15 protein-coding genes are annotated in these 24,626 nt (G+C 69.2%); 7 read left to right on the top strand and 8 right to left on the bottom strand.

Going from position 1 to position 24,626, the window contains the following annotated elements; all coding sequences use genetic code 11:
* Positions 1 to 18: 18 nt before the first annotated feature.
* The gene (locus C1706_RS00395) at positions 19 to 2,100 is read right to left on the bottom strand and encodes an ATP-dependent DNA helicase UvrD2 (RefSeq protein ID WP_129457232.1); all 2,082 of its coding nucleotides are present in this window, start codon (positions 2,098 to 2,100) and stop codon (positions 19 to 21) included.
* A gap of 81 nt (positions 2,101 to 2,181) precedes the next feature.
* Between C1706_RS00395 and C1706_RS00390 the strand changes: the two genes are divergently transcribed.
* Genes C1706_RS00390 through recD form a run of 3 tightly spaced genes read left to right on the top strand, consistent with a single transcriptional unit; the run spans position 2,182 to position 10,291 of the window.
* Positions 2,182 to 5,289, top strand: a complete 3,108-nt coding sequence (locus C1706_RS00390) for an exodeoxyribonuclease V subunit gamma (RefSeq protein ID WP_129457231.1) — start codon at positions 2,182 to 2,184, stop codon at positions 5,287 to 5,289.
* On the top strand, positions 5,286 to 8,636 hold the full coding sequence (locus C1706_RS00385) for a UvrD-helicase domain-containing protein (protein WP_129457230.1): 3,351 nt from the start codon (positions 5,286 to 5,288) through the stop codon (positions 8,634 to 8,636). The genes C1706_RS00390 and C1706_RS00385 overlap by 4 nt, the downstream gene beginning before the upstream one ends.
* Positions 8,633 to 10,291, top strand: coding sequence for an exodeoxyribonuclease V subunit alpha (recD, locus tag C1706_RS00380; RefSeq protein ID WP_129457229.1), 1,659 nt, complete (start codon positions 8,633 to 8,635; stop codon positions 10,289 to 10,291). The genes C1706_RS00385 and recD overlap by 4 nt, the downstream gene beginning before the upstream one ends.
* Positions 10,292 to 10,314: 23 nt before the next feature.
* On the opposite strand, the gene nudC is transcribed toward recD, so the two are convergent.
* The 3 genes from nudC to C1706_RS00365 are packed head-to-tail and all read right to left on the bottom strand — an operon-like array spanning position 10,315 to position 17,447.
* Complete coding sequence (gene nudC / locus C1706_RS00375) at positions 10,315 to 11,199, bottom strand: NAD(+) diphosphatase (protein WP_129457228.1); 885 nt, start codon at positions 11,197 to 11,199, stop codon at positions 10,315 to 10,317.
* A 10-nt stretch (positions 11,200 to 11,209) separates the two neighbouring features.
* A complete protein-coding gene (locus C1706_RS00370; protein WP_129457227.1) occupies positions 11,210 to 14,362 on the bottom strand; it encodes an ATP-dependent helicase in 3,153 nt (1,050 codons plus the stop codon).
* 1 nt (position 14,363) lies between these two features.
* On the bottom strand, positions 14,364 to 17,447 hold the full coding sequence (locus C1706_RS00365; RefSeq protein ID WP_129457226.1) for an ATP-dependent helicase: 3,084 nt from the start codon (positions 17,445 to 17,447) through the stop codon (positions 14,364 to 14,366).
* 98 nt (positions 17,448 to 17,545) lie between these two features.
* Between C1706_RS00365 and ligD the strand changes: the two genes are divergently transcribed.
* The 3 genes from ligD (at position 17,546) to C1706_RS00350 (ending at position 20,438) form a co-directional block, all read left to right on the top strand.
* Positions 17,546 to 18,460 carry a non-homologous end-joining DNA ligase gene (ligD, locus tag C1706_RS00360; protein ID WP_129457225.1) on the top strand — a complete coding sequence of 305 codons (915 nt, stop codon included), beginning with the start codon at positions 17,546 to 17,548 and terminating at the stop codon, positions 18,458 to 18,460.
* Between the two features lie 92 nt (positions 18,461 to 18,552).
* The gene (locus tag C1706_RS00355; protein WP_129457224.1) at positions 18,553 to 18,783 is read left to right on the top strand and encodes a DUF3107 domain-containing protein; all 231 of its coding nucleotides are present in this window, start codon (positions 18,553 to 18,555) and stop codon (positions 18,781 to 18,783) included.
* Between the two features lie 119 nt (positions 18,784 to 18,902).
* Positions 18,903 to 20,438: a DEAD/DEAH box helicase gene (locus C1706_RS00350; RefSeq protein WP_431830677.1), complete on the top strand. Its 1,536-nt coding sequence runs from the start codon at positions 18,903 to 18,905 to the stop codon at positions 20,436 to 20,438.
* Between the two features lie 82 nt (positions 20,439 to 20,520).
* Here the strand turns inward: C1706_RS00350 and C1706_RS00345 are convergent, their stop codons facing one another.
* From C1706_RS00345 to trpS, 3 genes are read right to left on the bottom strand one after another with little or no spacing between them, the layout of a single operon-like run.
* Entirely contained in the window at positions 20,521 to 21,060 is a 540-nt protein-coding gene (locus C1706_RS00345; protein ID WP_129457222.1) for a DinB family protein, read from the bottom strand.
* Positions 21,057 to 21,938, bottom strand: a complete 882-nt coding sequence (locus C1706_RS00340; protein WP_129457221.1) for a hypothetical protein — start codon at positions 21,936 to 21,938, stop codon at positions 21,057 to 21,059. The genes C1706_RS00345 and C1706_RS00340 overlap by 4 nt, the downstream gene beginning before the upstream one ends.
* A complete protein-coding gene (gene trpS / locus C1706_RS00335; RefSeq protein ID WP_129457220.1) occupies positions 21,938 to 23,065 on the bottom strand; it encodes a tryptophan--tRNA ligase in 1,128 nt (375 codons plus the stop codon). The genes C1706_RS00340 and trpS overlap by 1 nt, the downstream gene beginning before the upstream one ends.
* 192 nt (positions 23,066 to 23,257) lie before the next feature.
* On the opposite strand from trpS, the gene C1706_RS14200 reads away from it, so the two are divergent.
* Positions 23,258 to 23,767, top strand: a complete 510-nt coding sequence (locus C1706_RS14200; protein WP_241653351.1) for an excalibur calcium-binding domain-containing protein — start codon at positions 23,258 to 23,260, stop codon at positions 23,765 to 23,767.
* Between the two features lie 22 nt (positions 23,768 to 23,789).
* Here C1706_RS14200 and C1706_RS00325 read toward each other — a convergent pair whose 3' ends face one another.
* Positions 23,790 to 24,626: a PHP domain-containing protein gene (locus tag C1706_RS00325; protein WP_129457219.1), complete on the bottom strand. Its 837-nt coding sequence runs from the start codon at positions 24,624 to 24,626 to the stop codon at positions 23,790 to 23,792.

Genomic DNA, 24,626 nt, shown 5'->3' with positions numbered 1-24,626 from the left:
CCTCCATCCAGGCGTCCTTCACCCGCGATCAACGCGATCGCCACGGTGGTGCGCCACCAGTCCCAGCAGGGCATCCTGGTACCGCGCCAGCTTGGTCGCGTTAATCCCTGCGATCCGCGACAACTCCGCCACCGTGGTGGGGCAGCGTTCCGCGACAGCCCGCAACGTGGCATCGGTGAGGACCACGAACTCGGGGACACTGGCGGCCCGCGCCATATCGGAGCGCCACTCCAGGAGCGCCTCCCACAGGGCGAGGTCGAGTTCGACCTCGCACCCCACATGGCGCTGCAGTTTTCGTTCCGCACCCGACGTCAGAGTCCGCCCGCAGACCCGACACGTCTCGCTCAAAGCGGAACCACGACGTGCAGGCTGCCTGCTGAGCGCCGAGGTGTGCGTGGCAGCGCCGCGACTTCGCGCCACGCCAGCAAGGAACCGGCTGGCGTCACGCCGTGGACCGCCACCATGGCGCGACGTGGACCAGGACACGTGCAGGGCGTGCCGGGCGCGAGTGAGCCCCACGTAGAGCAGGCGTCGCTCCTCCGCGATCTGGGCAGGCGAGGTGGCCAAGGTGAACGGCACGCCGCCCTCGTGCACGCCCACGAGGGCGACGGCGTCCCATTCGAGGCCCTTCGCCGCATGCAAGGTGGCCAGTGTCACGCCCTGCCCGGTGGGTGCATGCTGTGCTGCGGCACGGTGCTCGAGTTCAACGACCAGATCCGCCGTTGTTCCCTGCGGCCGCGCACGGGAGAACTCGTCGGCTAGCCCCACCAAGGCGTCCCACGACTCCCAGCGCTCCCGGACGCTGCCCTGACCCGCGGGAGGCTCACGCGTCCAGCCGAGGCCCGCGACCGCCGCGCGCATCATCGTTGCTGCGCCGGAGTCTTCGACGCCCTTCATCGACCCGCGCAATCCACGCAGCGCCGCCTTCACTTCCACCCGCTCGAAGAAGCCGTCGCTGCCCCGGGTGAGGAACGGGATCCCCGCTTGTGAGAGGGCCGCCTCGAAGACGGGCGAATGCGCGTGAATGCGATACAGCACGGCCATCTCATTCCACGCCGTTCCTGCGGCGTGGGTGGCCGTCAGCCACTCGGCGACCCCCGCGGCCTCCTCCGCCTCGCTGTCGGCCCCCACCAAAACGGGTACCGGCCCGTCCTCGCGTTGGGCACGCAGTTCCATGGCCTCGGGTTGACCGGCCATGACGTGGTTCGCCACCGCGACGATCTGCGGCGTCGAACGGTAATCCCGGACGAGTTCGATGCGCGCCGCCCCCGGGTGCCGCTGGACGAAGCCCGTCAGGTAGTCCGCGCGGGCACCGGCGAACGAGTGGATCGTCTGGGCGGGATCTCCCACCACGCACAGTTCCTCGGAATCCCCGCGCCACAGGTCGAGCAGCGCCTGCTGCAGCGGGCTGACGTCTTGGTACTCATCGACCACGAAGTGGCGATATTGGCGACGCACCTCGCTGGCCACCTCGGCGTGCTCGGCCAGCAGCCCCGCCGTGCACAGCAGGATGTCGTCGAAGTCGATCACCCCACGGGCGGCCTTAACCGCCTCATAGTGGGCCATGATGCGGCCCACCATGTCGGGACGGTGCCCGGCCACCTCGCGCCCTGCGCGCTCGGCGATCGCCGGGTAGTCGGCCGCTCCCACGTTGCTGACCTTCGCCCACGTGATCTCGGCGGCCATGTCGCGCACCTGACTGGTGTCGGTGCCCAGCCGCTCCCGGCGTAACGCGTCGGCGACCAGCCCCATGCGCTGGTCGGTCACCGGGGGGAGCGGGTTCCCGTAGGCCTGCGGCCAGAAGTATTGAGCCTGCCGCAAGGCGGCGGAGTGGAAGGTGCGCGCCTGAATACCCCGAACCCCCAGTGCGGCGAGACGCTCGCGCAGCTCCGCGGCGGCCCGCGTCGTGAACGTGAGCGCCAGCACGGAGCGGGGGCTGAACGCCCCCGTTGCCACCCCGTAGGCCAAGCGATGCGTCATGGCCCGGGTCTTGCCGGTGCCCGCTCCCGCCAGCACCACGACGGGACCCTGGAGCGCCTGCGCGACAGCGCGCTGCTCGGGATCGAGCCCGGCAAGGATGTCCTCGGGATCGGTGGTCACGCTGCCCCACTGTAGGCGGAGCCGGTGACGTTGTTCGCCTCGGGAGCACACTGTCGGTCGCTGCCCCTACAGTGGTCGGCAATGAACCACGTGCGCCTCCACACCTCGGCCGACCCGGCCGCTTTGGCGCATGCGTTCGCCAGCGCGACGCCCAGCGACGCCGATCCGTTCGCGCGTCCGCTCCTGTTGACCTCTACACCGGGGGTACAGCGGTGGCTGTCCCAGCAGGTCGCCACGACCTCGCTGGCAGGTGCCGGGATCATGGCCGGTTACGACGTCCATCCCTGGAGTCGGCTGGAAGCGTTGTTGTCGGGCAGTCCTACCCACGAGGACGCCTGGGCACCGACGCGCATGGTGTGGGCGATCCTTGCCGCGTGCGAGCGGCACGCGCCCGGTCTGGAGGCGCTCGAGGCGCATCTCGCGTCGAACGACCAGCGCTATGCCAACGCGATGCGCCTGGCCCGCCTGCTTCATCGCTATGCCGATCACCGTCCGGCGTGGCTGAGCGCTTGGCTGGCCGACCCGCAGCTGGCCGCGCAGGGGCTGGGCGACCACGGGTGGCAGCCATGGCTGTGGCACGCCCTGCACGACGAAGTGTCGGCACCCGACCCGATCCAGCGCCGGAATGCCTTGACCGCGGCGCTGCGCGCAGGGACGCATCCCCTGCCGTGGCCCGAGGCGCATATCTTCGCCCCACGCCACGTCACCCCCGCCGCACTTGACCTCGTCGCCGCGCTGGGGTCCACGCGTCCCGTGCACGTGTGGCTGCCCGTGCACGAGTCCGGGGCCAATAGCCTCGCCACCGCTTTGGGTCGGCGCGCCGCGGCGTGGCGTTCGGCGTGGGAGGCGCTGGCCGACAGCCAGGAATCCCATCCCGCTGCCCCGCGCGCCAGGACGGTGCTGGGGCTCCTGCAGGCGTCGATCCTCTCCGGCGCACCCGTCCCCGCGTCGTTGCCGACAGACGACTCACTGAGCATCCACAGCAGCCACGCGTTGGGGCGTCAGGCCGACGTCATGCGCGAACTGTTGACCGGTGCCTTCGCCGACGATCCCACGCTCGAACCTCGCGATGCCGTCGTGCTTACTCCTGATCCTGCGGCCCTCGCCCCCCACATCACCGCCTTGTTCTCCCCTCCCGAGGATCTTCGCGACGCCGCCGCAGCGCATCCGGCCTCGCACCTGCGCGTGGCGATTCCCCGTCTCGCGGACGGCAACCAGGTGTATGCGCTCGTGCTGAACCTGCTGGGGTTGCGCACCAGTCGAGGGACCGCCTCCGAACTCCTCGATTGGGCGGCGCACCCCTTCGTTGCACGCCGTTTCGGCTTCGCCGCGGACGACATCGATCGCCTGGAGGCCCTGATCGACGCAGCGGGCATCCGCTGGGGGATCAACGCGGATCACCGCGCATGGTTCGGCGTCGAGGTGACACAGAACACCTGGCAACTCGGCGTCCAGCGCCTCATCCTCGGCGAGGCCTTCAGCGACGACACCCACACCAGCGTCGGGGTGGTGGCGACGGTCGACGATGTTTCCTCCACCGACACCGACCGCGTCGGAGCCCTCGCCGAACTCGTCAGCCGATTGTCGCGTGTCGCGCGCGAGTTCGGGTTGGACGCCCCCGTCAGTACATGGGTGGCGCGCATCCGTGACGCCGTGACCTCCCTGACCGAGGTTCCCCACCCCGAGAGCTGGCAACTGTCTCAGGTCTGGTCGGTTCTGGCCGACATCGAGGAGCGGGGCAGTTCGGCAGGGTCCTCCCTGCATGCCAGTGATGTCGTGGCACTGATGACGGACGCGTGGGGGCGGCGTCGGGAGCGTCCCGCCTTCGGCAACGGGAGCCTCGTCGTCGCCAGCGTGGATGATGTGCCGCGCATCCCTCATCGCCTGGTGTGCGTCGTGGGCCTGGACGAACGCACGTTTCCCCGTCGGAGCCTCGGCGACGGGGACGACCTTCTGGCTACGGCGCATGAGCCGCTGGATCCCTCCCCCGGCACCGATGATCGCCAGGCGATCCTGGACGCGATTCTCGCCGCGCAGGATCGGCTGATCCTCATCTATCAAGGGCAGTCCTCCCTCACCCCCGAGGACTATCCGCCCCCCGCCGGGGTGTTGGAGGTTCGTGACGCGCTCGGGGAGGACCGCGTCCATATCGAGACGCTGCAACCGTTCTCCCCCCGCAACTTCCTTCCCGACGCCAAAGGGCGTGCCCGCAGTTTCGATCGGGCGTCCTACGCTGCCGCCCGAGCCCTCAGTGCGGCCCCGCGCTCTGCTCCCCATCCGTTTGCCCTGGGCGTGCTCCCCCGCACCTCCCCGCTGCGGGAGGTGAGCGTCGAGCAACTGGGTGCCTTGCTCAAACATCCGGCACGGTTCCTGCTGCGCGAACGTGCCGACCTCACCCTCGCTACCGACGACATCGCCGAGGAGGCGATCCCGCTCGAACTGGGGTTCCGCGAAAGCTGGTCGCTGGGTGAGGCCCTCGTGGCCTCGCTGCTCGCCGGGCAGGATTCCGATCAGGCCGTCACAGCCCAATGGCTCAGCGGGCAGGTTCCTCCGCACGAACTCGGCCGCGGGCCGCTCATGGACATCGTCGGCGACGCCCACGGCATCGTCACCCGCTTCCAGCGCGAGGCCCCCGGTGAGGCACACACCGACGTCGTCGATCTCGTGGTGGACGGCGTCCGCGTCACCGGCCAGGTCGTTACCCGCGGGGGCCTCATCGCGACAGCCCAGTACGGCCGTGTCGACGCCCGCCATCTCGGCCCTGCCTGGGCTCAGATGCTCGCGCTGACGGTCGCCACGGGACGCCGCACGAACGCCGTCGTTGTGGGTCGCGGCTCGACGCTGCGGCTCACCGCGCCACCGGTCGAGCACGCCCGAGCCTTCCTGGGCGATCTCCTCGCCTTGGCCCACGACGCCACTGAGCAGGTGCTCCCCTTGCCGCCCCGGGTCGCCGAGCAGTGGGCGCGGTTCCGCGCCCAGGGCCGGGATCCGCTGAAGGAAACCGCGCTGCTGAACAAGCTGTGGCGCTACGACCGCGATCTGGTCTGGGATCGCTGGTACGGCAAAGACGAGGTGCCCTGGCGCGGCACGCCGTCCCATGGCAGCCCGTGGGCCATGCCCGGCGAAGAGCAACTCCTGGGAGCGCTGGCCGGCCGGGTGTGGGGACCGATCGTGAAGGGGCAGGGATGACGCAGCACTATCCAGAGTTTTCCCTGACCGGGGCCCTGCCCACGAACACCACTGTCTTGGAGGCGTCTGCAGGGACGGGGAAAACGTACGCGATCGCCGCCTTGGCTGTCCGCTATGTGGCGCAGGGGCGTGCGCGGATCGACGATCTCCTGCTGATCACGTTCTCGCGCGCTGCGACGGCCGAATTGCGGCTGCGCGTGCGGGAACGTCTCCACGAGGCCGCCCTTTTCCTGGAAGACCTCGTCCAGGGGCGCACGCATGCCACGCCGACCGATGCCGTCTTGATCTCGCTGGCTACCGGAACCCCCGATCAGGTCGCCGAGCGCGCCGCGCGGTTGGCGAGCGCCGTCGCAGATTTCGACCGGGCCACCATCATGACCACGCACGAGTTCTGCCACAGCATGCTGAGCGGCTTGGGCATCCTGGCCCCGCAGACCCCGTTGTCGACGCTCATCGAAGAACTCGGCCCATTGGCCGACGAAGCGTCCGCTGACGTGTACGTTTCCCAGTTCGCGCGGCGCGAGCAGGGCGCACCCTTCCCCTATGGCAGGCGGTGGAATGCCGATCCAGGGGCTCAGGAGATCGGGCGCCGTGCCGCGACCGAGGACGCCACCTTGGTCGGAGAGGACGCCTCAGGGGCCGTGGGTGATCGGGTGCGCTTCGCCCAGCAGGTCCGAGACGAGGTGGCACGGCGCAAACATGCCTTGCGCGTCTACTCGTTCGACGACCAACTCGAACGCCTCAAGGACGCCCTCAACGATGATCGCTTTGGCGCCCAGGCGCGCCAGCGGCTGTCCTCACGGTTCCCGGTGGTCCTGGTTGACGAGTTCCAAGACACTGACCCGGTGCAATGGTCGATCCTGCGCAGCGCGTTCCACGGATCCTCGACGTTGGTGCTCATCGGCGATCCCAAGCAGGCGATTTACGGGTTCCGGGGTGGGGATGTGCACACCTACACCCTCGCGGTGCAGGAGTCGACGACCACCACCACGCTGCCGGTGAACTACCGGTCAGACCCCGAGACCGTGGCGGGAGTCGCTGCATTGTTCGATGGTGTTCTCCTGGGTGAGGGCATCGTGACTCCCCCCGTCACCGCGGCTCGCCACTCGCGGCTGCAGGGCCGAGATGGCACCGCGTGGGCCCACGGCGTCCACGTGCGCAGCATCAGCGCCGACACCGCAATGACGCAGGCACAAGCGGCCAAGGCCATCGGGGATGACCTGGTGGGAGTCGTCGCCGAACTTCTGAGTGATCAGCCCCCGCTCGTGCGGCTGCCCACCGAGAACGGCATCCCGGTTCCTGGCGTGGGGAGCCCGCTGCGGGCGCGTGACATCGCCGTGCTGGTCCGCTCCAACAAGCGAGGGGCGACCCTGGCCAAGGAGTTGGCCCAGGCGGGGATCCCCGCAACCTTCACCGGATCGCGCAGCGTGTTCAGCACGACCGCTGCCGACGACTGGCTGACGTTACTTCAAGCCCTCGACGAACCGCGTCGTCCGTTTCTGCAACGCGCCTACCTCACCGACTTCATCGGGGCAACCGTGCCGGGTCTTGCCGAAGCCGACGAGGCGCAGCATTCAGCCTGGGCGATCCTCCTGCACCGATGGGCGCGGACACTGGAGCGCAGCGGCGTGCCCGCGCTGGTGGCGGCCTTCGACACCGACCATGACTTCACCGCACGGCTCTTGCAGCGCCCCGATGGGGAGCAACGCGTCACCGATCACCGCCAGATCGCCGAGTTGCTGCATCGTCACCGCGGCTCTGGGGTCACGCGGCGTCCGCGCGATCTCGCGGCCTGGTTGCACGGTCAGCGCGCCGCCCAGTCCCTCGGCGGCGAGGCGACCCGCCGCCGCGCGACCGACGCCGACGCCGTCACCGTGATGACGATCCACCGCGCCAAGGGGCTCCAATGGCCTGTCGTGCTGCTGCCCGAGTCGGGTGAAGAGTTTCCCGTCCAGCCCGATCACGGTGAGCCCCTCGTGCTCCCGGGCGGTACCGCCCGTTCGCTCGACATTGGCGGGCGACGCGGCCCCGATCGTGCCCGTCGCTGGGAGCAGCACCTGCTCGAAGACGGGGATGAGTCCTTGCGGGCCTTCTATGTGGGGTTGACGCGCGCGGAGTCCCGCGTGGTGACGTGGTGGGCACCCCAATCGCGCGTGACGGCCTCCCCGCTGCATCGACTCGTCCACGCCGACCATGACCCGCAGCACCCACGGCGTCCGCTCAGTTCCTATCCCCTCAGCGAGGTGCTCGCCGACTCGACCCCCCTCGGAGCCGGTTGGCTCCCCGCAGCGGGGATCGGCGTCGTCGAGGTGCAGGGCACCCGTGCGGTGCCCCTTCCGCGGCCACCATCCCCGGAACTCACCCTCCGTTCGTGGGATCGCACCATCGACCAGACATGGCGGCGGACCTCCTACTCGGGGCTCACCGCGGCCGCTCACGATCAGGCATCACCCGTCGATTCCCTGCTGCTCGACGACGAAGGCGGCCCCGAGGATCTCCTCGTCCCCGTCGAGGACGCCTATGCCGACCTCTCGCCGATGGCGACGCTGCCCGCCGGGGCAGCCTTCGGAACTCTCGTCCACGCTGTCTATGAGGCCACCGACGCGACCGTGCCGTCGTGGCGCGACGCCGTCGCCAACGCCACCAGGACCGCGCTGCGTCAGGTGCCGGTCGCCGATGTCAGTGCGGACGCGCTCGCCACCGCGTTGGCCCCCAGTTTCGACACCCCGCTTGGCCCCCTGCTTCCCGGCCGCACCTTGCGCGACTTCTCACCCGCGGATCGGCTCGCGGAGATGGATTTCGAGTTCGCCCTCTCCAACCCCAGCGCTACCGTGGCCGACCTGGCACACCTTCTGGAGCGTCACCTGCCTCCAGGCGACCCTCTGGCCGCTTACCCGGCTCGCCTGGCCAACCCGCTCCTGGCGGGACAGCGGCTGCACGGGTTCTTGACCGGCTCCATCGACGCCGTGTTGCGCGACGGCGATGGCGCCGCAGCACGCTTCGTCGTCGTGGATTACAAGACCAACTGGCTTGCCCCCGCCGACGAACCCTTGACGATTGGGCACTACACCCGCGCTGCCATGGCCGAAGCCATGATGGCCAGCCACTATCCCCTCCAGGCGTTGCTCTACAGCGTCGCCCTGCATCGCTTCTTGGGAACCCGGTGGCGACCCTACGAACCTGAGCGCCATCTCGGCGGTGTGGCCTACCTGTTCGTTCGCGGCATGGCCGGGGAGCACACTCCCCAACCCGACGGGCACCCCCTGGGCGTGTTCACCTGGAAGCCGAGCCCGGACCTGGTGCTCGCCACCTCCGCGCTATTGGCGGGAGAGGAGACCCCCTCGTGAGCCCTGATGCGCGCGCGGTCAGCGCCACCGGACTGTTGGCCCACTTCAACGAGGCTGGGGCCCTCACCTGGTCCGACGTCCATCCCGCCCAGCAATGGGGGTACCTCTTTGGCGAGTCGGACCCGCAGGTTCTCCTCGCCGCCGCTTTAACGGTGCGGGCACTGCGCATGGGGTCCATCTGCCTGCCGCTTGATCGGCTCCGCGAACTGGATCAACTCGAAGACACCAGCGACATCGACCCCGCCTGGTGGCCAGAGTCGGGCGCATGGGAGGAGGCTCTGCGCCACAGCCCCCTCGTGACGGTGGGGCCCCAGGACGCCCCGTCTCGGCCGCTGCGCCTCGTCGACGGTGCCCTGTACTTGGAGCGTCACTACGCCGATCAAGAAGTCGTCCGCCGTGAAATGCTCGCCAGGCTGGCGCTCGCCCCTCCGGGCGGCGCCCCGCAAGGCCAAGGCGATGCGGTGGAGTTGGCCATCGCTAGCCCGGTCACCGTCATCGCGGGAGGGCCGGGCACGGGAAAGACGTGGACGATCAAGGCGATCATGGCACGCATCCGCGCCGAGAGCCCTGACGCCCTGGTCGGCCTCGCGGCCCCCACCGGCAAGGCTGCGGCCCGCATGACCGAGTCGCTTCAAGACCCCGCCGCCCGCGCCGTGACCTTGCACGCCTTGCTGGGGTGGAGGCGCGGCTCCCGCACCCGTTTCGCGCACGATGCGACGCGACCGCTTCCTCACGATGTGGTCATCATTGACGAGATGTCGATGGTCTCGATGTCGCTGATGGCCCGTCTCCTGGAGGCACTCAAACCGGGCGCTCGTCTGGTGTTGGTGGGCGACCCGGACCAGTTGTCCTCCGTCGATGCTGGCAGTGTGCTGGCTGACATCACCCAAGCCCCGGCCAGCGCCGGGATCGTGGCGCGCCTGAGCCACAACTACCGGTTCCAGGGTGCGATCGCCACACTCGCCACAGCCATCCGCACCGGGGATGCCGACGCCGCGCTCGCCACGCTCGCCTCAGGCGACCCCAGCCTTCGCTTGCTGGACGGCGAGGCAGGCGTCGCCGCGGTCCGGGACCGTGTCGTCGCGGCAGGTCGTGACGTGGCCGAGGCCGTCCGCGACGCCGACCCCGCTCACGCGTTGGCGGCGTTGGATGCGCACCGCTTGCTGTGCGGGCATCGCAGCGGCCCCTTCGGGGTCGCCCCCTGGTCCCGTTCGGCGGTGGCCTGGCTCACCGCCGACGTTCCCGGATTCGTTCCCGAAGGCGAGGCCTACCCGGGACGCCCAGTGATGATGACCGCCAACCGACCCGAACTGGGGCTGTATAACGGCGACACCGGCGTGGTGGTGGCCGCCGGGGGCCCGCCGCAGGCCTGGTTCAGCGTGGGGGGCATCCCGCAGGCTTTCTCCCCCTTTGTGCTCGACGGGCTGACCAGCGTCCATGCGATGACCGTCCACAAGGCGCAAGGCAGCCAGTTTCGCGACGTCAGCGTGGTGCTTCCCCCCGCAGGCTCACCCTTGCTCACGCGAGAACTGCTCTACACAGCCGTCTCGCGCGCCAAGGAGTCGGTGCTTCTGGTCGGCGATGAGGCGGCCATCTCGCAGGCCATCGCCCGCCCCGCGCGCCGCATGAGCGGCCTCACCGCACGCCTGCGCTGAGGCGCCGGGTGCGGACGAGATCGCTACCGTGTCGCTGCCGGATCCAGGGTCAGGTCCCCGTCGCGCCAGGCCGCGATGATGCGTGACGCGATCGACGTGCGCATCGGGAGGGTCAAACGGCCCGCGGCGACCTCAGCCGACACCTCCTCGCGGGCGAAGAACCGCGCCCAGAGAATCTCTTCCCCATCGGGACGGACCTCCTGACCCCGCGCCTGTGCCACGAATCCCAGCATGAGGGAGCGCGGGAACGGCCACGGCTGGCTGCCCACGTAACGCAGCGAAGACAACGTGACCGCGGACTCCTCCATGATCTCGCGCCGGACGGCCTGCTCGAGGGATTCCCCGGCCTCGACGAATCCGGCCAGGATCGAAACCCGGGTGTCCTCCCAGCCAGCGTGATGCCCCAGCAGCAGCCGCCCCTGTTCGTCCAGCACCGCCACGATCACGGCCGGGTCGATGCGCGGGAACCATTGGGCCTGGCAGCCGGGGCAGGCCCGCTCGTGGCCGCCGGAGGTGACCGTCGTCGCCGTACCGCACCGGCCACAAAAGCCTGCCTCACGATGCCAGTTGACCAGCGCCACCGCGCTCATGGCCAGGTCGAGTTCGGTCTCACCCAGGACGCCTCCCAGCTCCCGCAAGGACGAGGAGAGACCGTCCGCGGACGCCTCGACAGCGAACCAGGGATCACCGTCAACGGCGCCCACCAGGTAGTGATGCTGAGGATCGAACGTGCCCCCGGGTCGGATCCCTCGCAGACCGTCGTGGTGAGGCGTCGCCGACACTCCCGAGCGCGCATCGACGCCCAGGACGCGCGCGTGCGGGTGGGCCCATTGGGCCGCTACCCAGGCGGGATCCTCCCGTGCTTCCAGCAGGCGATCCAATCCGCTGTCCGGTACCCAGGGCTCCATGGCTCCCACGCTAGTGCTGTTGCGACACCTCGCCGATCAGCCGCTCCAGTTCGGAACGCGTCGGCAACGAGGGTGGGCGAACGCTCCGGGCGCCGAGGACGTCGTAGAACACGGCATCCACCGCTCCCAGGTCGGTGCCCGTGATCTCGGACCACGCGAGCCGGTACAACGCCAACTGCAGAGGGTCTGGTTCTTGAGCGCGCCCCGTCTTCCAGTCCACCACCTGGAACCCGTCGTCGGTCGCAAACACGGCGTCGATGCGCCCGCGGACGACGTCGCCTCCCAGGAACAAGGAGAAGCCCACCTCGGTGGCAATCGGGTGACGGTCAGCGTAGGGGCCCGCTTCGAAAGCGGCGATCAGCCGTTGCAATGCGGGATCCGGTGCGGCGCCCTCAGGCTGAGGCACGAGCGCGGGCGCCTCGTTGCTGCGGCGCTCCAACCACGCATGGAACGTTTCACCGATACGGGCCGATCGCTGGGGCGGCGTCGGCATCGGCCGCAGCAGGTCGGCGCGGAACTCCTCAGGGGCCACGCGGGCGGCGATGAGGCTGGTCGCCGACCAGTAGGGCGGGGCGATGGGGCCTCCCCCTCGACCGCGCCGCAGCCGCGCCTCTGCGATCAACTGGTCAGCCGCCGCGTCCCAGCGGGAGACCACGGCTGCCTCGTCGAGGAACAGCGCTGGTTCCTCGGGGTTCGCTGGCGCGCTCTGGGCAGCCATGACTGCCTCAGCTACCTCCTGACGACGCGCCCGCTGCGCCTCATCGCTGGGAGTGGGCCACGGGAGCCCACCCCCGTGACCCAGTAAGGGATTGCTGGGTGGAACGGGCTCATGGGTCGCCTCATCGCTGAACTTCTCCAGCGTCAGGAGGTAGGGCGAGAGCTCCCGGGGTTTGAGCAGGTCACTCCATGCATGAGAGGTGGCCACCAGGTGCTGACGGGCCCGGGTCACCGCGACGTACGCCAGCCGATCATCAGCCCGTCGGGCCTCACGCTTCAGCGCTTCGGTGTAGTCCTTCACGTCCTCGTTGGAGAAGTCAGCCAACTGGGCGACATTGTCGGCGTCCCCGCGAAGGTCGGCAGGCAGCACGTCGGAGCGAGCCAACCAGTTGCCTTGGACGCGTTCGGAGGGAAAGACCTTGTCCGCCAGCGCAGGCAGGTAGACCACCTCCCACTCGAGCCCCTTGGCCCGGTGGATGGTGAGGAGTTTCACCGAATCCGACGCCGTAGGGACCGCTTGCTCGAGGCCGACGCCATGCTCCTGTTCGGCGTTGAGCCACCCCAGGAGGCCGGGCAGCGAACCGTCCCCGTCCACGTCGGCGTACCCCGCGACCTGCGCCACAAAGGCGTCGAGTTGCCGCGTCCCGTGAGGCCCGCGCATCGCCAACTCCACCTCGACGCCGAGCACGGTGATCACCCGGCGCACCAGATCCGTGACCGGTGCCCCCACGTGGGCACGCAGCGCGGACAACTCTCGGCCACAGCGCGTGAGGCGCTCGCGGCCGGCCGCGGTGTAGGGCCCCTCCCCCAGGTCGCTGAGGGCCTCGGCCAGCGACGGCGCCTGGGCTGCTTGGGTCTGGTCGATGATGGCCGCGATCTCTTGCTGCGGCGTGCGCCCGGGCTCGGGGGGTGTCTCACCGGCCAGTTCGCGGGCCCGACGGCCGAGCGTCGCCAGGTCGGTCGGCCCGATCGCCCAGCGGGGACCGGTCAGGATGCGCACCACGTCCGGGTTGGCGGTGGCGTCGCCCAGGACGCGCAACACCGCGACCACGTCGGCAACCTCGGGAACCGCCAAGAGACCATCAAGCCCCACGATCTCGACCGGGATGCCGCGGGCGAGGAGTTCCCCGTACAGCGGTCGGATGTGCTGGTTGCGGCGCGCCAAGACGGCGATATCGGACCAGCGTGGGGCCCGACCCGCATCGTGGGTGGCGGCGATGTCGTCGGCGATCCAGGCCATCTCGTCTGGCCAGGTGCCGAACGTGGCGACCCTGATGTCCCCTGGTGGGGTGTGTGGCGGGGCGACCAGATCGGTGTTGATGCCGTCCCACTGCAATTCCTCGTCGTTGCGCAGCGGGGCAGACAAGGCGTTCGCCGCGTCGAGGATGCGTTGTCCCGAACGTCGATTCACCGTGAGGGCATAGTCGACCGCCGGTGAACCGTCGCCACGGGGAAAGTGCGTGGCGAACGTGATGATGTTGGCTGCTGCCGCCCCTCGCCAGCCGTAGATGGCCTGGCACGGGTCGCCGACAGCGGTCACCGGGAAGCCGCGCCCCTGCTCCTCGTCCGACCCCGAGAACAGGGCCGAAAGCAAGGCCGCTTGCGCACTGGAGGTGTCTTGGTATTCGTCGAGGAGGACGACGCGAAACTGGTCACGCAGGGCGCGCGACACCTCAGGCACTCGGCGCGCGAGGTCGGCGGCGACGCCCATCTGGTCGGCAAACTCGACGGCACCCCGCTCCCGCTTCAGGCGCTGGTAGTCCTCCACCAGCCCCGAAAGCTCGGCTCGTTCGGCCGCCACCGCCGCTGCCTTCTTCATCGAGGCGTACAGCGCCTTCGTGCGAGTGCGGGGTGAGGACTCCACCCCGGTGATCACCTCCAGCCCATGATCGAGGAGGCGCTGCGGCGCGACCAGGTGGGAGGACAACTCGGCGTCCAGCGACAGCACCTTGTCGGTCACGGAGTCAGGACGCAGCCGTGCCAACTCCGTCCAGGGACCGGGCGCTCGAGCGACCACCGTGGAGGCGATACGGAAGCGAGAGGCCCCCGTCAGCATGCGCGCATCCCCCTCCACGCCGATGCGCAACCCGTGATCGGCGACCAGCCGCGCGGCGAACGCGTCATAGGTCATGATGACCTGCTCGCCGGCGTCGTCGTAGCCGGAGGCGTCCACGACGCCAGCACTGGTCAGGGCGGCGCGCACGCGTCCGCTCAATTCGGCGGCCGCCTTGCGGGTGAAGGTGAGCCCCAGAACTTGCTCAGGGCGGACCTGTCCCGTCCCGACCAGCCACACCACCCGCGCGGCCATCACGGTGGTCTTGCCCGACCCCGCCCCCGCGATGATGACGCCAGGCTCCAAGGGCGCGGTGATGGCCGCGATCTGCTGCGCAGAGAACGGAATGCCTAAGGCCTCAACGAGGTCACTCGGGCTGGTGAACCGGACCATGTCACATCACCTGTCCACTTCGGGCCGGACAACTCGATGCCACCGGACAATGGCGGCAAACGGGGCCAGGGCGCGCGTCGAATCGGCCGCTGGCCAGCACTGCGTGCGCTTGGGCTACGCGCTGATGGACCCACGTCGGATAGGCCAACTCGTCTGCATCGTCGGTGAGATGGGGGGCCTCGGTGAGCGACGGCTGGCGAAACTCCTTGGGCCAACCCTCGTTGTCGTCATGACGCAGGTAGACCAGGCTCGCTCCCGCCGAAGCAGCTCCTGGTGCCAGATCGTCGAAGGCACCCGCCTCGATCGCGAGTTGGTAGACGCCGATCTGTGGCATGCGCGCCACCTCGTCCTTGGTGGGGGTGGAACGGCCCGTCTTGAAGTCAATCACGCGCAGGTCTCCTCCTGCGGTGCGCTCGAGTCGGTCGACGCTGCCGCGCAGGGTCACGACGGCCCCGTCGATGTCGATCCGCACAGCGAAGGGCACCTCCACCCCCACGAGGTCGGCATGCTCGTGGCCGGCTTGCCATGCCAGGAACCGCGCCACCGCGGCGTCGGCGTCCGCTCGTTCGGACGCCGAAAGCCAGGCCGCCGCGAAGGGAATGTCGGCCCAGATCTCGTCGAGGAGCCCTTCCGCACTGTGCGCCGACAGTTCTCCGGTGGCCGCACGTTCGGCGACCGCGTGGATGACTGATCCCACCACGGTGGCGCTCCCCCGCGGCGGGTCGGCTCGAGCCTCCCTACGCAGGAAGAACTGGCGTGGGCAGGCCAAGATTCCCTCCAACTGGGAGGGGCTGAGCACCAGGCGATCTTCGGGCGTGGGCGCGGCCCAACTCGTCGGCTCGGCGAGCCCCCACCAGCGCCGCGGATCCGCATCGGGAACCAGGGGTGTCCCGCTGTCGTCGCGCTGCTGGGCGAGCGCAGCCAGCCTCCGCGTCGCCGCTTGGCGCAGGGAGGGTGGTACGGCGTCATCCTGCGCTGTCCGTCGCAGGTCGGCCACGAGTGCTCGCAGCGTGTGCAAGCGCGGTTCGGGGGCGTCGACGGTGCGGAGAGGACGCCCCAGTTCCGACAAGAACCGTGAAGGTCGGTCGTCCTCGCCGTTGGTCCCCTCCACGGCGGTGACCAGCAGACGGTGCTGGGCGCGCGAACACGCCAGGAGGAAGAGCCTGCGCTCGGTGGCGACCAACTCGCGTGTGGAGACGCCTTCCCCCAGCCCGGCAGAGGTCAGTTTGAGGGGATCGAATACTGATCCCCGGCGTTGGATGTCGGGCCAGATCCCTTCCTGAACCCCCGCGACGATGGTGAACGGCCACGCGTGCCCTTTGGCACGGTGCGCGGTAAGGACGCGGACGCCTCGGCCGAAGACGGCTGCCTCGCGCTGGCTATCCGCGGGAATTTGTTGTTGGGCAATCTCGGCAAGGAACCAGCGCACGCCCTCGTCACCGACTGGCGCAAGAGACTCACGTGCCAGCGTGAAAAGGGCGGTGACCGCGTCCAGATCACGGTGGGCTCGCGGAGCCGAATCGCCGCCGCTCAACGCCTCTTGTCGCAAGGTGGCGGGCCAGTCGGTGCCCGCCCACAGCGTCCAAAGGGCGTCCTCGGGGCGTCCGCCCGTGCGAATGGTCGTGGCGGCTGCAGCGAGGAGGTCGCGCCGTAGGGCGAGGGTCTCCTCGCCCTCGGGGATGTCCCGCAGGCCGCCCAACGCTTCCGCGATCAGCGCTTCGGCGGGGATCCCCGCCCCTTCGGCAGGCGCACCGCGAAGCCGCCGCCCCAGCCGCCGGATCGACACCGCGTCAAACCCACCCCACCCAGACAGCAGAAGACGGTGCGCCTCGTCGGGATCGGGGACGCCGCCGCGACCGGCGATCTCGAGTGCGAGCAGCAGGGGTCGGACGGCCAACTCTCCCGCAAGACCGATCTCATCGCCCGCCACCTCGACGGGGATACCGGCATCGGCCAGTTCGCGTGCCAGCGGCGGGATTTGCTGCCGGCCGGCCCGCACGAGCACCGCCATGTCTCCCCACGCCAGCCCCTGCTCGAGGTGTGCCGCACGCAGTTCCCCGGCGATGACGCGCGCCTGCGTCGCCTCGTCTGGGCAGGTCCACACATCCACCATCCCCGCCCCACCGGCGTCGGTGTCGCGGTACCGCCTGGCCACGTCGCTGTCGTGCAGCGCGGGGGCGCCGAGGCGCTGCCGGACGCTCCCCAACGCCGCAACCTGGGCCGGAGACTGCCGCCAGGCGTGCGTCAAAACGTGGATGGCCGGCGGCTTGTCTGGGGTGGCGAAGAGACGGATGAACTCCTCGGCGGCTCGGGGATGCGCCCCACGGAAGCGGTAGATGGCGGTGTCGGGATCAGCAGCGGCCACCACGGGGAACCCCTCCGGCACCAGTGCGCGGAGCAGGGAGATCTGGGCGGGATCCAGTTCGCACCATTCGTCGACATAGACCGCACCCACCCCCTGCAGCACCGCACGGCGGATGTCCTCACGCTCGATCAGGAGGCGGGCTCGATGCACGAGTTCGGCGTAGTCCAGGCGGGCTTCGGCGTCGAGCACGTCCAGGTACTCGGCCATGAACGCACCGACAGCACCCCACCCGGGCTCCCGCGCGGCCGCCCCATGAGCCAGGACGTCCTCCGGGTCGAGACCCAGTTGCCGGGCACGCGCCAAAACGGCTCGGATCTGCGCAGCAAAGGCGCGTGTTCCGACCGCATCGGCTAACTCCTGGGGCCAACTCCCCGCCCAGCCCGCGAGCAGTTCGCGGATCCGGAACTCCTGTTCGGGAGCGGTCAAGAGTTCAGGAGTGGCGTCGTCGTCGTGCCCGAAGGCGCCAATCAGTTCTCGGCAAAATGCATGGATGGTGAGGACACGCGGTGCCAGCATCGTCTGCCCACAGGCGCGCACGATGCGGTCGCGCATCTCGGAGGCGGCCTGACGCGATGCCGCGAAAACAAGCGCGGGCGGGCGCCCTTCGCGCAACCGTTGGGCTGCGGCGTCCACGAACAAGGTGGTCTTGCCCGTGCCGGAGGCGCCCAGCAAGAGCAACGGACCTTGCGCCTGCGCCACCACGTTCATCACAGGCGTCATCCCATCACACGACACCGACACTTCGAGCCACAAGACCCAGACGCATCCGATCCGATCCCGCCCGCCGATGCCGTGGGCGAGCCGACTAGCGTGAGTCCATGGCCGATGTCACCGCCGACGTGGCCGGACGCACGCTCCGGCTGACCAACCTCGACAAGGTGCTGTACCCCTGCGGATTCACCAAAGGCGAGGTGATCGAGTACTACCGGGCGATCGCCTCGGTGATGCTCCCTCACCTGAGTGGGCGCCCGGTCACCCGGGTGCGCTTCCCGCATGGAACCACGGGGCCGTCCTTCTTCGAAAAGAACGTTCCCGCCGCGGCACCCGCATGGCTTCAGCGTCAGGTGGTCGACGGGACCGATGGCGCCGTGATCTATCCCCTGATCAACGATGTGCCGACGCTGGTCTATATGGCCAACCTGGCCGCCTTGGAATTGCACACACCGCAGTGGCGCACCCCGGACGAGGGGGCCCCTGTACGCCTCTCCCCTCAGGTGCTGATCGACCAGGTCGTCATGGACCTGGACCCGGGAGCCGACGTCACGATGCCGCTGATCGCCCTAGCCGCGCTTCTGGTGGCCGGTGAGTTCGCTGAGGCCGGACTACGGGCCTACCCCAAAACGTCGGGGCGCAAGGGAATCCAGGTGTATGCGCCGGTGGCCCCCACCCCGGCGGGCTCGGCCCTGACCTACATCACCTCCGTCGCTGGCACCCTCATGACGCGGCATCCCGAACTCTTCGTGACCACGGTGAGCAAGGAGGCCCGAGCAGGCAAGATCCTGCTCGACATCAACCAGAACTTGCCCGGCAGAACGACAGTGTCGGTCTACTCTCTGCGCGCCGGCGCCACCCCCACGGTGTCCACTCCTCTCACCTGGGACGAGGTGGAGGCTGCCAGGGTGGGAGCCCCGCTCACCTTCACCGCTCCCGACGTCCTGGAGCGCGTCCATCGCGATGGGGACCTGTTCGCCGCCGTGTTGACCGATCAGCGCCCCAGCCTCCCCGCGCCGTGACCTGGCGCGTTCGCCCGCCGCGAAGTGCCCTGCGACGCCGACACGGCCCCAGGTAGGGTCGAGGACGAATCGAGCCTGCGAAGGGAAAACCCATGGAGATCAAGGTCGGAGTGCGCGACGTGCCGCGCGAAGTCGTTGTTGAGTCGCGCGAGTCGGCGGCCACGATCGAGAAGGCGCTGGCCGACGCGATCGCCAACCAGACCACCCTGGTGCTCGCCGACGAGAAGGGCCGTAAGGTCCTGATCCCGGCCGCCCAGATTGCCTATGTGGAGTTGGGTAGCGAGCACACCCGCGCCGTCGGGTTCGGCGCCGTCAGCAACTGAGCTAGAGTAGGGCGGGTACGCACGCCTTCGTGCGTCCCCGCCGCTGTGCGCACCCGCGTGCGTCGCGCCTGCGGAGGGTCCGTTCCCGGCTACGCGCCGGTGAGTAGTGAGGCACGACCCTGAGCACTTCATCTTTACCCGCACAAGCATCCGACAAGCCCACGTTCGCCGACATCGGCGTCCGCAGCGAGATCGTCGAGGCGCTGGCCGAGAAGGGCATCACTCACCCCTTCCCCATTCAGGCGATGTCGCTGCCGATCGCGATGGCGGGGACCGACATGATCGGTCAGGCACGCACCGGCACCGGCAAGACGCTGGCTTTCGGCATTGCGTTGCTGGAACGCATCACCGTGCCAACCGACCCCGGTTACGCGGACATGGCCTTCCCCGGCAAGCCGCAAGCCTTCGTGATGACGCCGACGCGTGAACTCGCCCTGCAGATCACCGAAGACCTCAAGGACGCCTCAACGGTGCGCCAGGCGCGCATCCTGACCGTCTATGGCGGAGTGGGCTACGAGCCGCAGTTGGACGCCCTCACGGCCGGTGTCGACGTGGTCGTGGGCACTCCCGGCCGCCTGCTCGACCTGGTCAATCGCCGGGCGCTGGACCTGAGCCACGTCAAGGTTCTGGTTCTCGATGAGGCCGATGAGATGCTCGATCTGGGATTCCTGCCCGATGTGGATCGCCTCATCGCCAAGACTCCCGCCTCGCGCCAGACCCTGCTGTTCTCTGCGACGATGCCGAGCGCGATCGTCTCGCTGTCACGCAGCCATCTCTCCCAGCCGGTCAACATCCGGGCCGAAGGCCACGACGAGCAGACCACCGTCCCGGCCACGACCCAGTTCGTGTACCAAGCCCACGATCTGGATAAGCCGGAGATCGTTTCGCGGATTCTGCAAGCCGATCACGCGGGCAAGGTCATGATCTTCACCCGGACCAAGCGCGCGGCCCAGCGGCTGGCCGATGATCTCGAGGAGCGCGGTTTTTCAGCGACCAGCATCCACGGTGACCTGTCGCAGGTCTTGCGCGAGAAGGCGTTGACCAAGTTCCGCGAGGATCGGGTCAAGGTTCTGGTCGCCACCGACGTTGCCGCGCGCGGTATCGATGTGGCTGACATCACTCACGTCATCAACTACGAGTGCCCCGATGACGAGAAGACCTACGTGCACCGCATTGGCCGTACGGGCCGCGCGGGCAACACCGGTGTGGCCGTGACCCTGGTCGATTGGGCCGACATCACGCGCTGGAAGGTCATCAACAAGGCCCTCGGGTTGGACTTCACCGATCCGGTGGAGACCTACTCCACCAGCGCGCACCTGTTCACCGACCTGCACATCCCTGAGGGGACGAAGGGCCGGTTGCGTGAGGCGCGTCGTGAAGAGCCCAAGGCGCGCGAGCGCAAGCCCCGGGAGGCGCGCCCGCCGCGCAACCGGACGCGTCGGCGTCTCCACAACGGTGAGGTCGTCGCCGAGCAGTCCGCCGACGAAGGCGCCTCCGCCGTCACGAGCGCTACAGCGGCTGTGACCGGCTCGTCTGCGGAGAGCGGCGACAACGACAAGCCTGCCGGCACGCGTCGCCGTCGTCGCGGCGGGCGTGGGCGGGGCAGGTCCAGCGCCGACCAGCAGACGCCTCAGCCCGAGCCGGCCCAGTCGTGAACTGACGGGCCCCTGCAACGACGAACCCCTGGCTTTTCTGCAAGCCAGGGGTTCGCTGCGTTCACCCCACGACGCGGGAGCGTCAGACCCCGAGGCGTCCGTCCACGTTCTCAGCCAGCAGATCGGCATGTCCGGCATGCCGGGCGTACTCCTCGATCAGGTGCAGCAGCACCCAGCGCAGAGACACCGCTTCGTCGGACTCCCAGCGCGGGATCCGCGTCCCCAACGCCGCATCCCCGAGGTCGAGGATCACGTCGGCAAGCTCCGTGCGGGAGCGCTCTACCGCCGCCTCCCATCCGCCACGCACCTCGGCGGCGGTGTCCCAGGCCGATGAACTCCAATCCCAGTTGGGGTCATCGCCCCACGGGGCCGACGCGAACGGTTCCGCAGGCTCTCGGCCGGTCACGGTCATCCCGATCCAGAAGTCTTCCACGAAGGCCAGGTGCTTCAGCAGTCCACCCAGCGTCATGGTGGAGGGCGGCAAGGGGGTGCGCAACTGAGCGTCGTCCAGGCCTTGCGTCTTCAGGGCGATGGTGCCGCGCTGGAACTCCAGGAATCCCAGGAGGGTGTCCAGTTCGCCTCCCTCGGTGGGGGGCAATTCGCGAACCTCGGCAGCACTCATGCGGCCACCGCGAATCGATCCGGTTCCTCAGCGTTAAACCGCAGGGGGCGTTGCCCGGGCACCTGAAGGGTCAATCGGTCGAAGCCCGCCCCCGTGTTGGGGACATGGGCCACCTCATAGTCGCCCAGCAACCAGGCGACCTGCCCTGCGGGGTCAGCGGAGCGCTTGCGATTTTGGCGCAACCAGCGCCGTCCTTCCCGCGTCACGGCCAGATCGCTGGTGCGTCGGCACAGCACCTCCACGAGGTCTCCCGCCGCGTTGGTTCCATAGTCGAGTCGGATGGCGCTCACCATTCCCGGATAGCCGTAGGCCACCCGTTCCCGGGACACCGGCGTACGACCCGACGCCGCCTCCACCACACCAGTAACCCGGTCGGCTTCGGCTTCGGCTGCGGCCCACCAGCCTTCGCTGGGGCGCAGCCCCGCAAACCCTTGCGAGTCACCCGTCCAGCGCACCATCGCCTCCACGAGGGCATCGCCATCGTCATCGGCGAACCCAGGGAACGTGTCTTGGGCTACCGGAAAGTCGCCTGGGGTGGCGAGCGCCACGACAGGGAGGCGCCGCCCGTCGACCTCGCCGAATCCGACGCCGAGCACATCCTTCCAGGCGTGGCGTGGGCGCAAGGGCATCGTGTATCCCTGCTGATCCACATGCACCATGCCCTGCATGAGCGCCTCAGCCGCCATCACGAGCGCAGCCGCGAAGAACGGCAAGGTGATGATGACCAGCATGCCTGAATCGACGTGGGGGGCGGCGATGAAGGCGACCAGGGCAGCCACGAAAGCCGCACCGAACACGAGAATCCCGAGCGCGCCCCAGACGGCGCGCCACCCGGTGCGCCGGGAGATCACCCAGCCGACCGTTCCTGAGCCGGACATCAGTACGCCATCCCCATGGCATCGCGGACTTCCCGCAGTGTCGCATCAGCGACGGCGTTGGCCTTGGCGTTGCCGGCCGCCAGGACATCAGCGAGGTAGCCGGGATCAGCGGCCAACTCTGCACGGCGGGCTCGGATCGGCGCGAGCATCTCGTTGAGCACCTCAGTGAGGTAGCGCTTGAGGCCGCCACCACCGCCGTCGCCGATCTCTTCGGCGATCGCCCGCGGATCGCGTCCCGTGGCCAGCCCGGCCAAGGTCAGCAAGTTGCTCACCTCGGGACGGTTGACCGGGTCGAAGGTGATGTGACGATCGGAGTCGGTCACGGCGCGCTTGAGCAACTTCGCGGTCTCATCGGCGGTCATCCGCAGTTCGATGGTGTTGCCGCGCGACTTGCTCATCTTGGCACCGTCCAGGCCCAGGATGAGCGATCCGGAGCTGAGGAGCGCCTCGGCCTGCGGGAAGACGGGCGCATCCGGGTTGGCTCGGCCATAGCGTTCATCGAAACGCCGGGCGATCACACGCGTCTGTTCCAGGTGCGGGAGTTGGTCCTTGCCAACAGGGACGAGGTTCGCCTTGCAGAACAAGATGTCGGCGGCCTGGTGCACGGGATAGGTGAGCAGCAGCCCCGACATGGGACGGCCGCCGGTGGCCTCGTGTTCGGCCTTGACGGTCGGGTTGCGGTACAGCTCCGAATCGCTCACCAAGGACAAGAACGGCAGCATCAGCTGATTGAGGGCAGGAACTGCGGAGTGCGTGTAGATGGTCGACTTGCCGGGGTCGATGCCCACCGCCAGGTAGTCGGTCACCAATCCCCTCACGCGCTCGGCGATGGGGCCTGTGCCGTCGCGGTCGGTGATGACCTGGTAGTCGGCGATCAGCACGAAGGTGTCGACCCCGGCGTTTTGGAGCCGCACCCGGTTCATGAGCGAACCGAAATAGTGCCCCACGTGGAGGCTGCCGGTGGGGCGGTCCCCCGTCATCACGCGGAACTTCGAGGGGTCGGCGGCGATCTGCGCCTCGATCTCGTGGCTGCGTTGCTCCGTGCGCGCCAGGCTCGCCTCCGAGGTTGAGGTGGCAAGCGCGTCGCCCACCTCGTCGGTAGGCGTCGACAGGCTGTCGTCGGTCATGGTTCTCCTCGTCGTGAAGGCCCGCGAACGTGCGAAACGGCCGCCCGCAGGACGGCCGTTACCAGGGTTGTTGCCGGGGCCGTCGTTACGACCGCCACCACCCGGTTTGCTTCATGCCCTCCATCCTAACCCGCGGGCAGGCGGCGGGCACGCGGAATGGCTCGGGCGGGCTGCGCCCCACTACAGTCCGTCGTGATTCAGGTCGCTTCCGTTGCGGTGATGATCGTCGGTGGCGTCTTGACCCCTGCCCCGGCCACCACCCCTGCAGTGCCGAGCACTCAGGTCGCGGCGACGACCACGACCCCAAGCCCGACCGCCACCGCAACCCCGACGCCGACCCCGACCCTGACGCCGAGCGTGGTCCCGGCTTCCACCCAGCCGCCCGCACCGCAAGCCCCCGCCACCGCCACCAGCCAGCCCACGATCGTGCGGTTCGCCCCGGTCCCGGCCCCGGCCACCAGCACGCGTGCCACGAGTAGCACGCGGGTGGCCAGTGGCACCACGGTGGTCGCGGCCAAGGCAGCCCCCGCGACCAAGGCCGCAGCGGCGAATCCCGCGCCCACCAAGGTCGCCGTAGCCGCCGCCTCCTACAAGAATTGCGCTGCGGTCCGTGCCGCGGGCATGGCCCCCCTGTACAAAGGGCAACCCGGCTACGCCAAGCATCTGGACCGCGACGGGGATGGGATCGCCTGCGAGAAGTAAGCCTCGTCTGATCCGGCGGGCACTACGCCAAGGAGGCGATGCGCCGCTTGAGTTCGGCGTAGACGCTCGGCTCGGTGAGCCCGGCGCCCAGGGGATTGCGCGTCTTTCCCGTCCCGTGATGGTCGCTGCCACCCGTGACGAGCAGATCGTGGCGGTGCGCCAGATCACGCAACTGTGCACGCGTCGCCTCATCGTGGTCGGGATGATTCACCTCTAGGCCATCGAGGCCAGCGGCGGCGAGGTCGGCGATCACCCCTTCGGGAAGGACCGCCCGCGATCCCCGACTCCACGGGTGGGCGATAACGCTCACTCCTCCCGCCCCCTTCACCAAGGCCAGCGCCTCCAGCAACGGGGTGGCGTACCGGTCAACGAAGCCAGGGCCGCCATCGAAGAGGAACCGTTCGAAGGCCTCATCGCGGTGCTGCACATACCCGTGCGCCACCATCGCGTCGGCGATGTGGGGCCGCCCGATGGAGGAACCATGGGCCTGCGCGGCGATGTCGGCCAACGTCAGCGGATAGCCCAAGGCCGTGAGTTTGGCGACCATCGCCGGGACGCGGGCGTCGCGGCCCTCGCGTACGCGGGCGAGTTCCGCAGTGAGCGCGGTGTCCTCGACGCGCGGCCCGTACCCCAGCAGGTGGACCGAATGGCCCTCCCATTGGGTCGAGAATTCCAACCCGCCCAGCACCTCGATGCCCTCGGTGGCGGCGGCAGCGAAGGCGTCCGGTAGCCCGTCGAAGGTGTCGTGATCGGTCAAGGCCATCGCGTCCAGCCCGGCCGCCGCAGCGTGAGCCACGAGCACGGCGGGCGTGTCGGTGCCGTCGGAGACACAACTGTGCGTGTGCAGGTCGATCCGCAT

The sequence above is a fragment of the Propioniciclava flava genome (genome assembly GCF_004126535.1).
Classification (GTDB): Bacteria; Actinomycetota; Actinomycetes; order Propionibacteriales; family Propionibacteriaceae; genus Propioniciclava; species Propioniciclava flava.
Note: the sequence above shows the minus strand (reverse complement) of the source record. Positions and strands in the feature narration are given on the sequence as shown.

Bases quoted from the DNA above. Each gene is read 5' to 3' on its own strand.
- C1706_RS00390 (WP_129457231.1), top strand. From the start codon at position 2,182: ATGAACCACGTGCGCCTCCACACCTCGGCCGACCCGGCCGCTTTGGCG.
- C1706_RS00385 (WP_129457230.1), top strand. From the start codon at position 5,286: ATGACGCAGCACTATCCAGAGTTTTCCCTGACCGGGGCCCTGCCCACG.
- nudC (WP_129457228.1), bottom strand. From the start codon at position 11,199: ATGGAGCCCTGGGTACCGGACAGCGGATTGGATCGCCTGCTGGAAGCA.
- C1706_RS00370 (WP_129457227.1), bottom strand. From the start codon at position 14,362: ATGGTCCGGTTCACCAGCCCGAGTGACCTCGTTGAGGCCTTAGGCATT.
- C1706_RS00365 (WP_129457226.1), bottom strand. From the start codon at position 17,447: ATGACGCCTGTGATGAACGTGGTGGCGCAGGCGCAAGGTCCGTTGCTC.
- ligD (WP_129457225.1), top strand. From the start codon at position 17,546: ATGGCCGATGTCACCGCCGACGTGGCCGGACGCACGCTCCGGCTGACC.
- C1706_RS00355 (WP_129457224.1), top strand. From the start codon at position 18,553: ATGGAGATCAAGGTCGGAGTGCGCGACGTGCCGCGCGAAGTCGTTGTT.
- C1706_RS00345 (WP_129457222.1), bottom strand. From the start codon at position 21,060: ATGAGTGCTGCCGAGGTTCGCGAATTGCCCCCCACCGAGGGAGGCGAA.
- C1706_RS00340 (WP_129457221.1), bottom strand. From the start codon at position 21,938: ATGTCCGGCTCAGGAACGGTCGGCTGGGTGATCTCCCGGCGCACCGGG.
- trpS (WP_129457220.1), bottom strand. From the start codon at position 23,065: ATGACCGACGACAGCCTGTCGACGCCTACCGACGAGGTGGGCGACGCG.
- C1706_RS00325 (WP_129457219.1), bottom strand. From the start codon at position 24,626: ATGCGGATCGACCTGCACACGCACAGTTGTGTCTCCGACGGCACCGAC.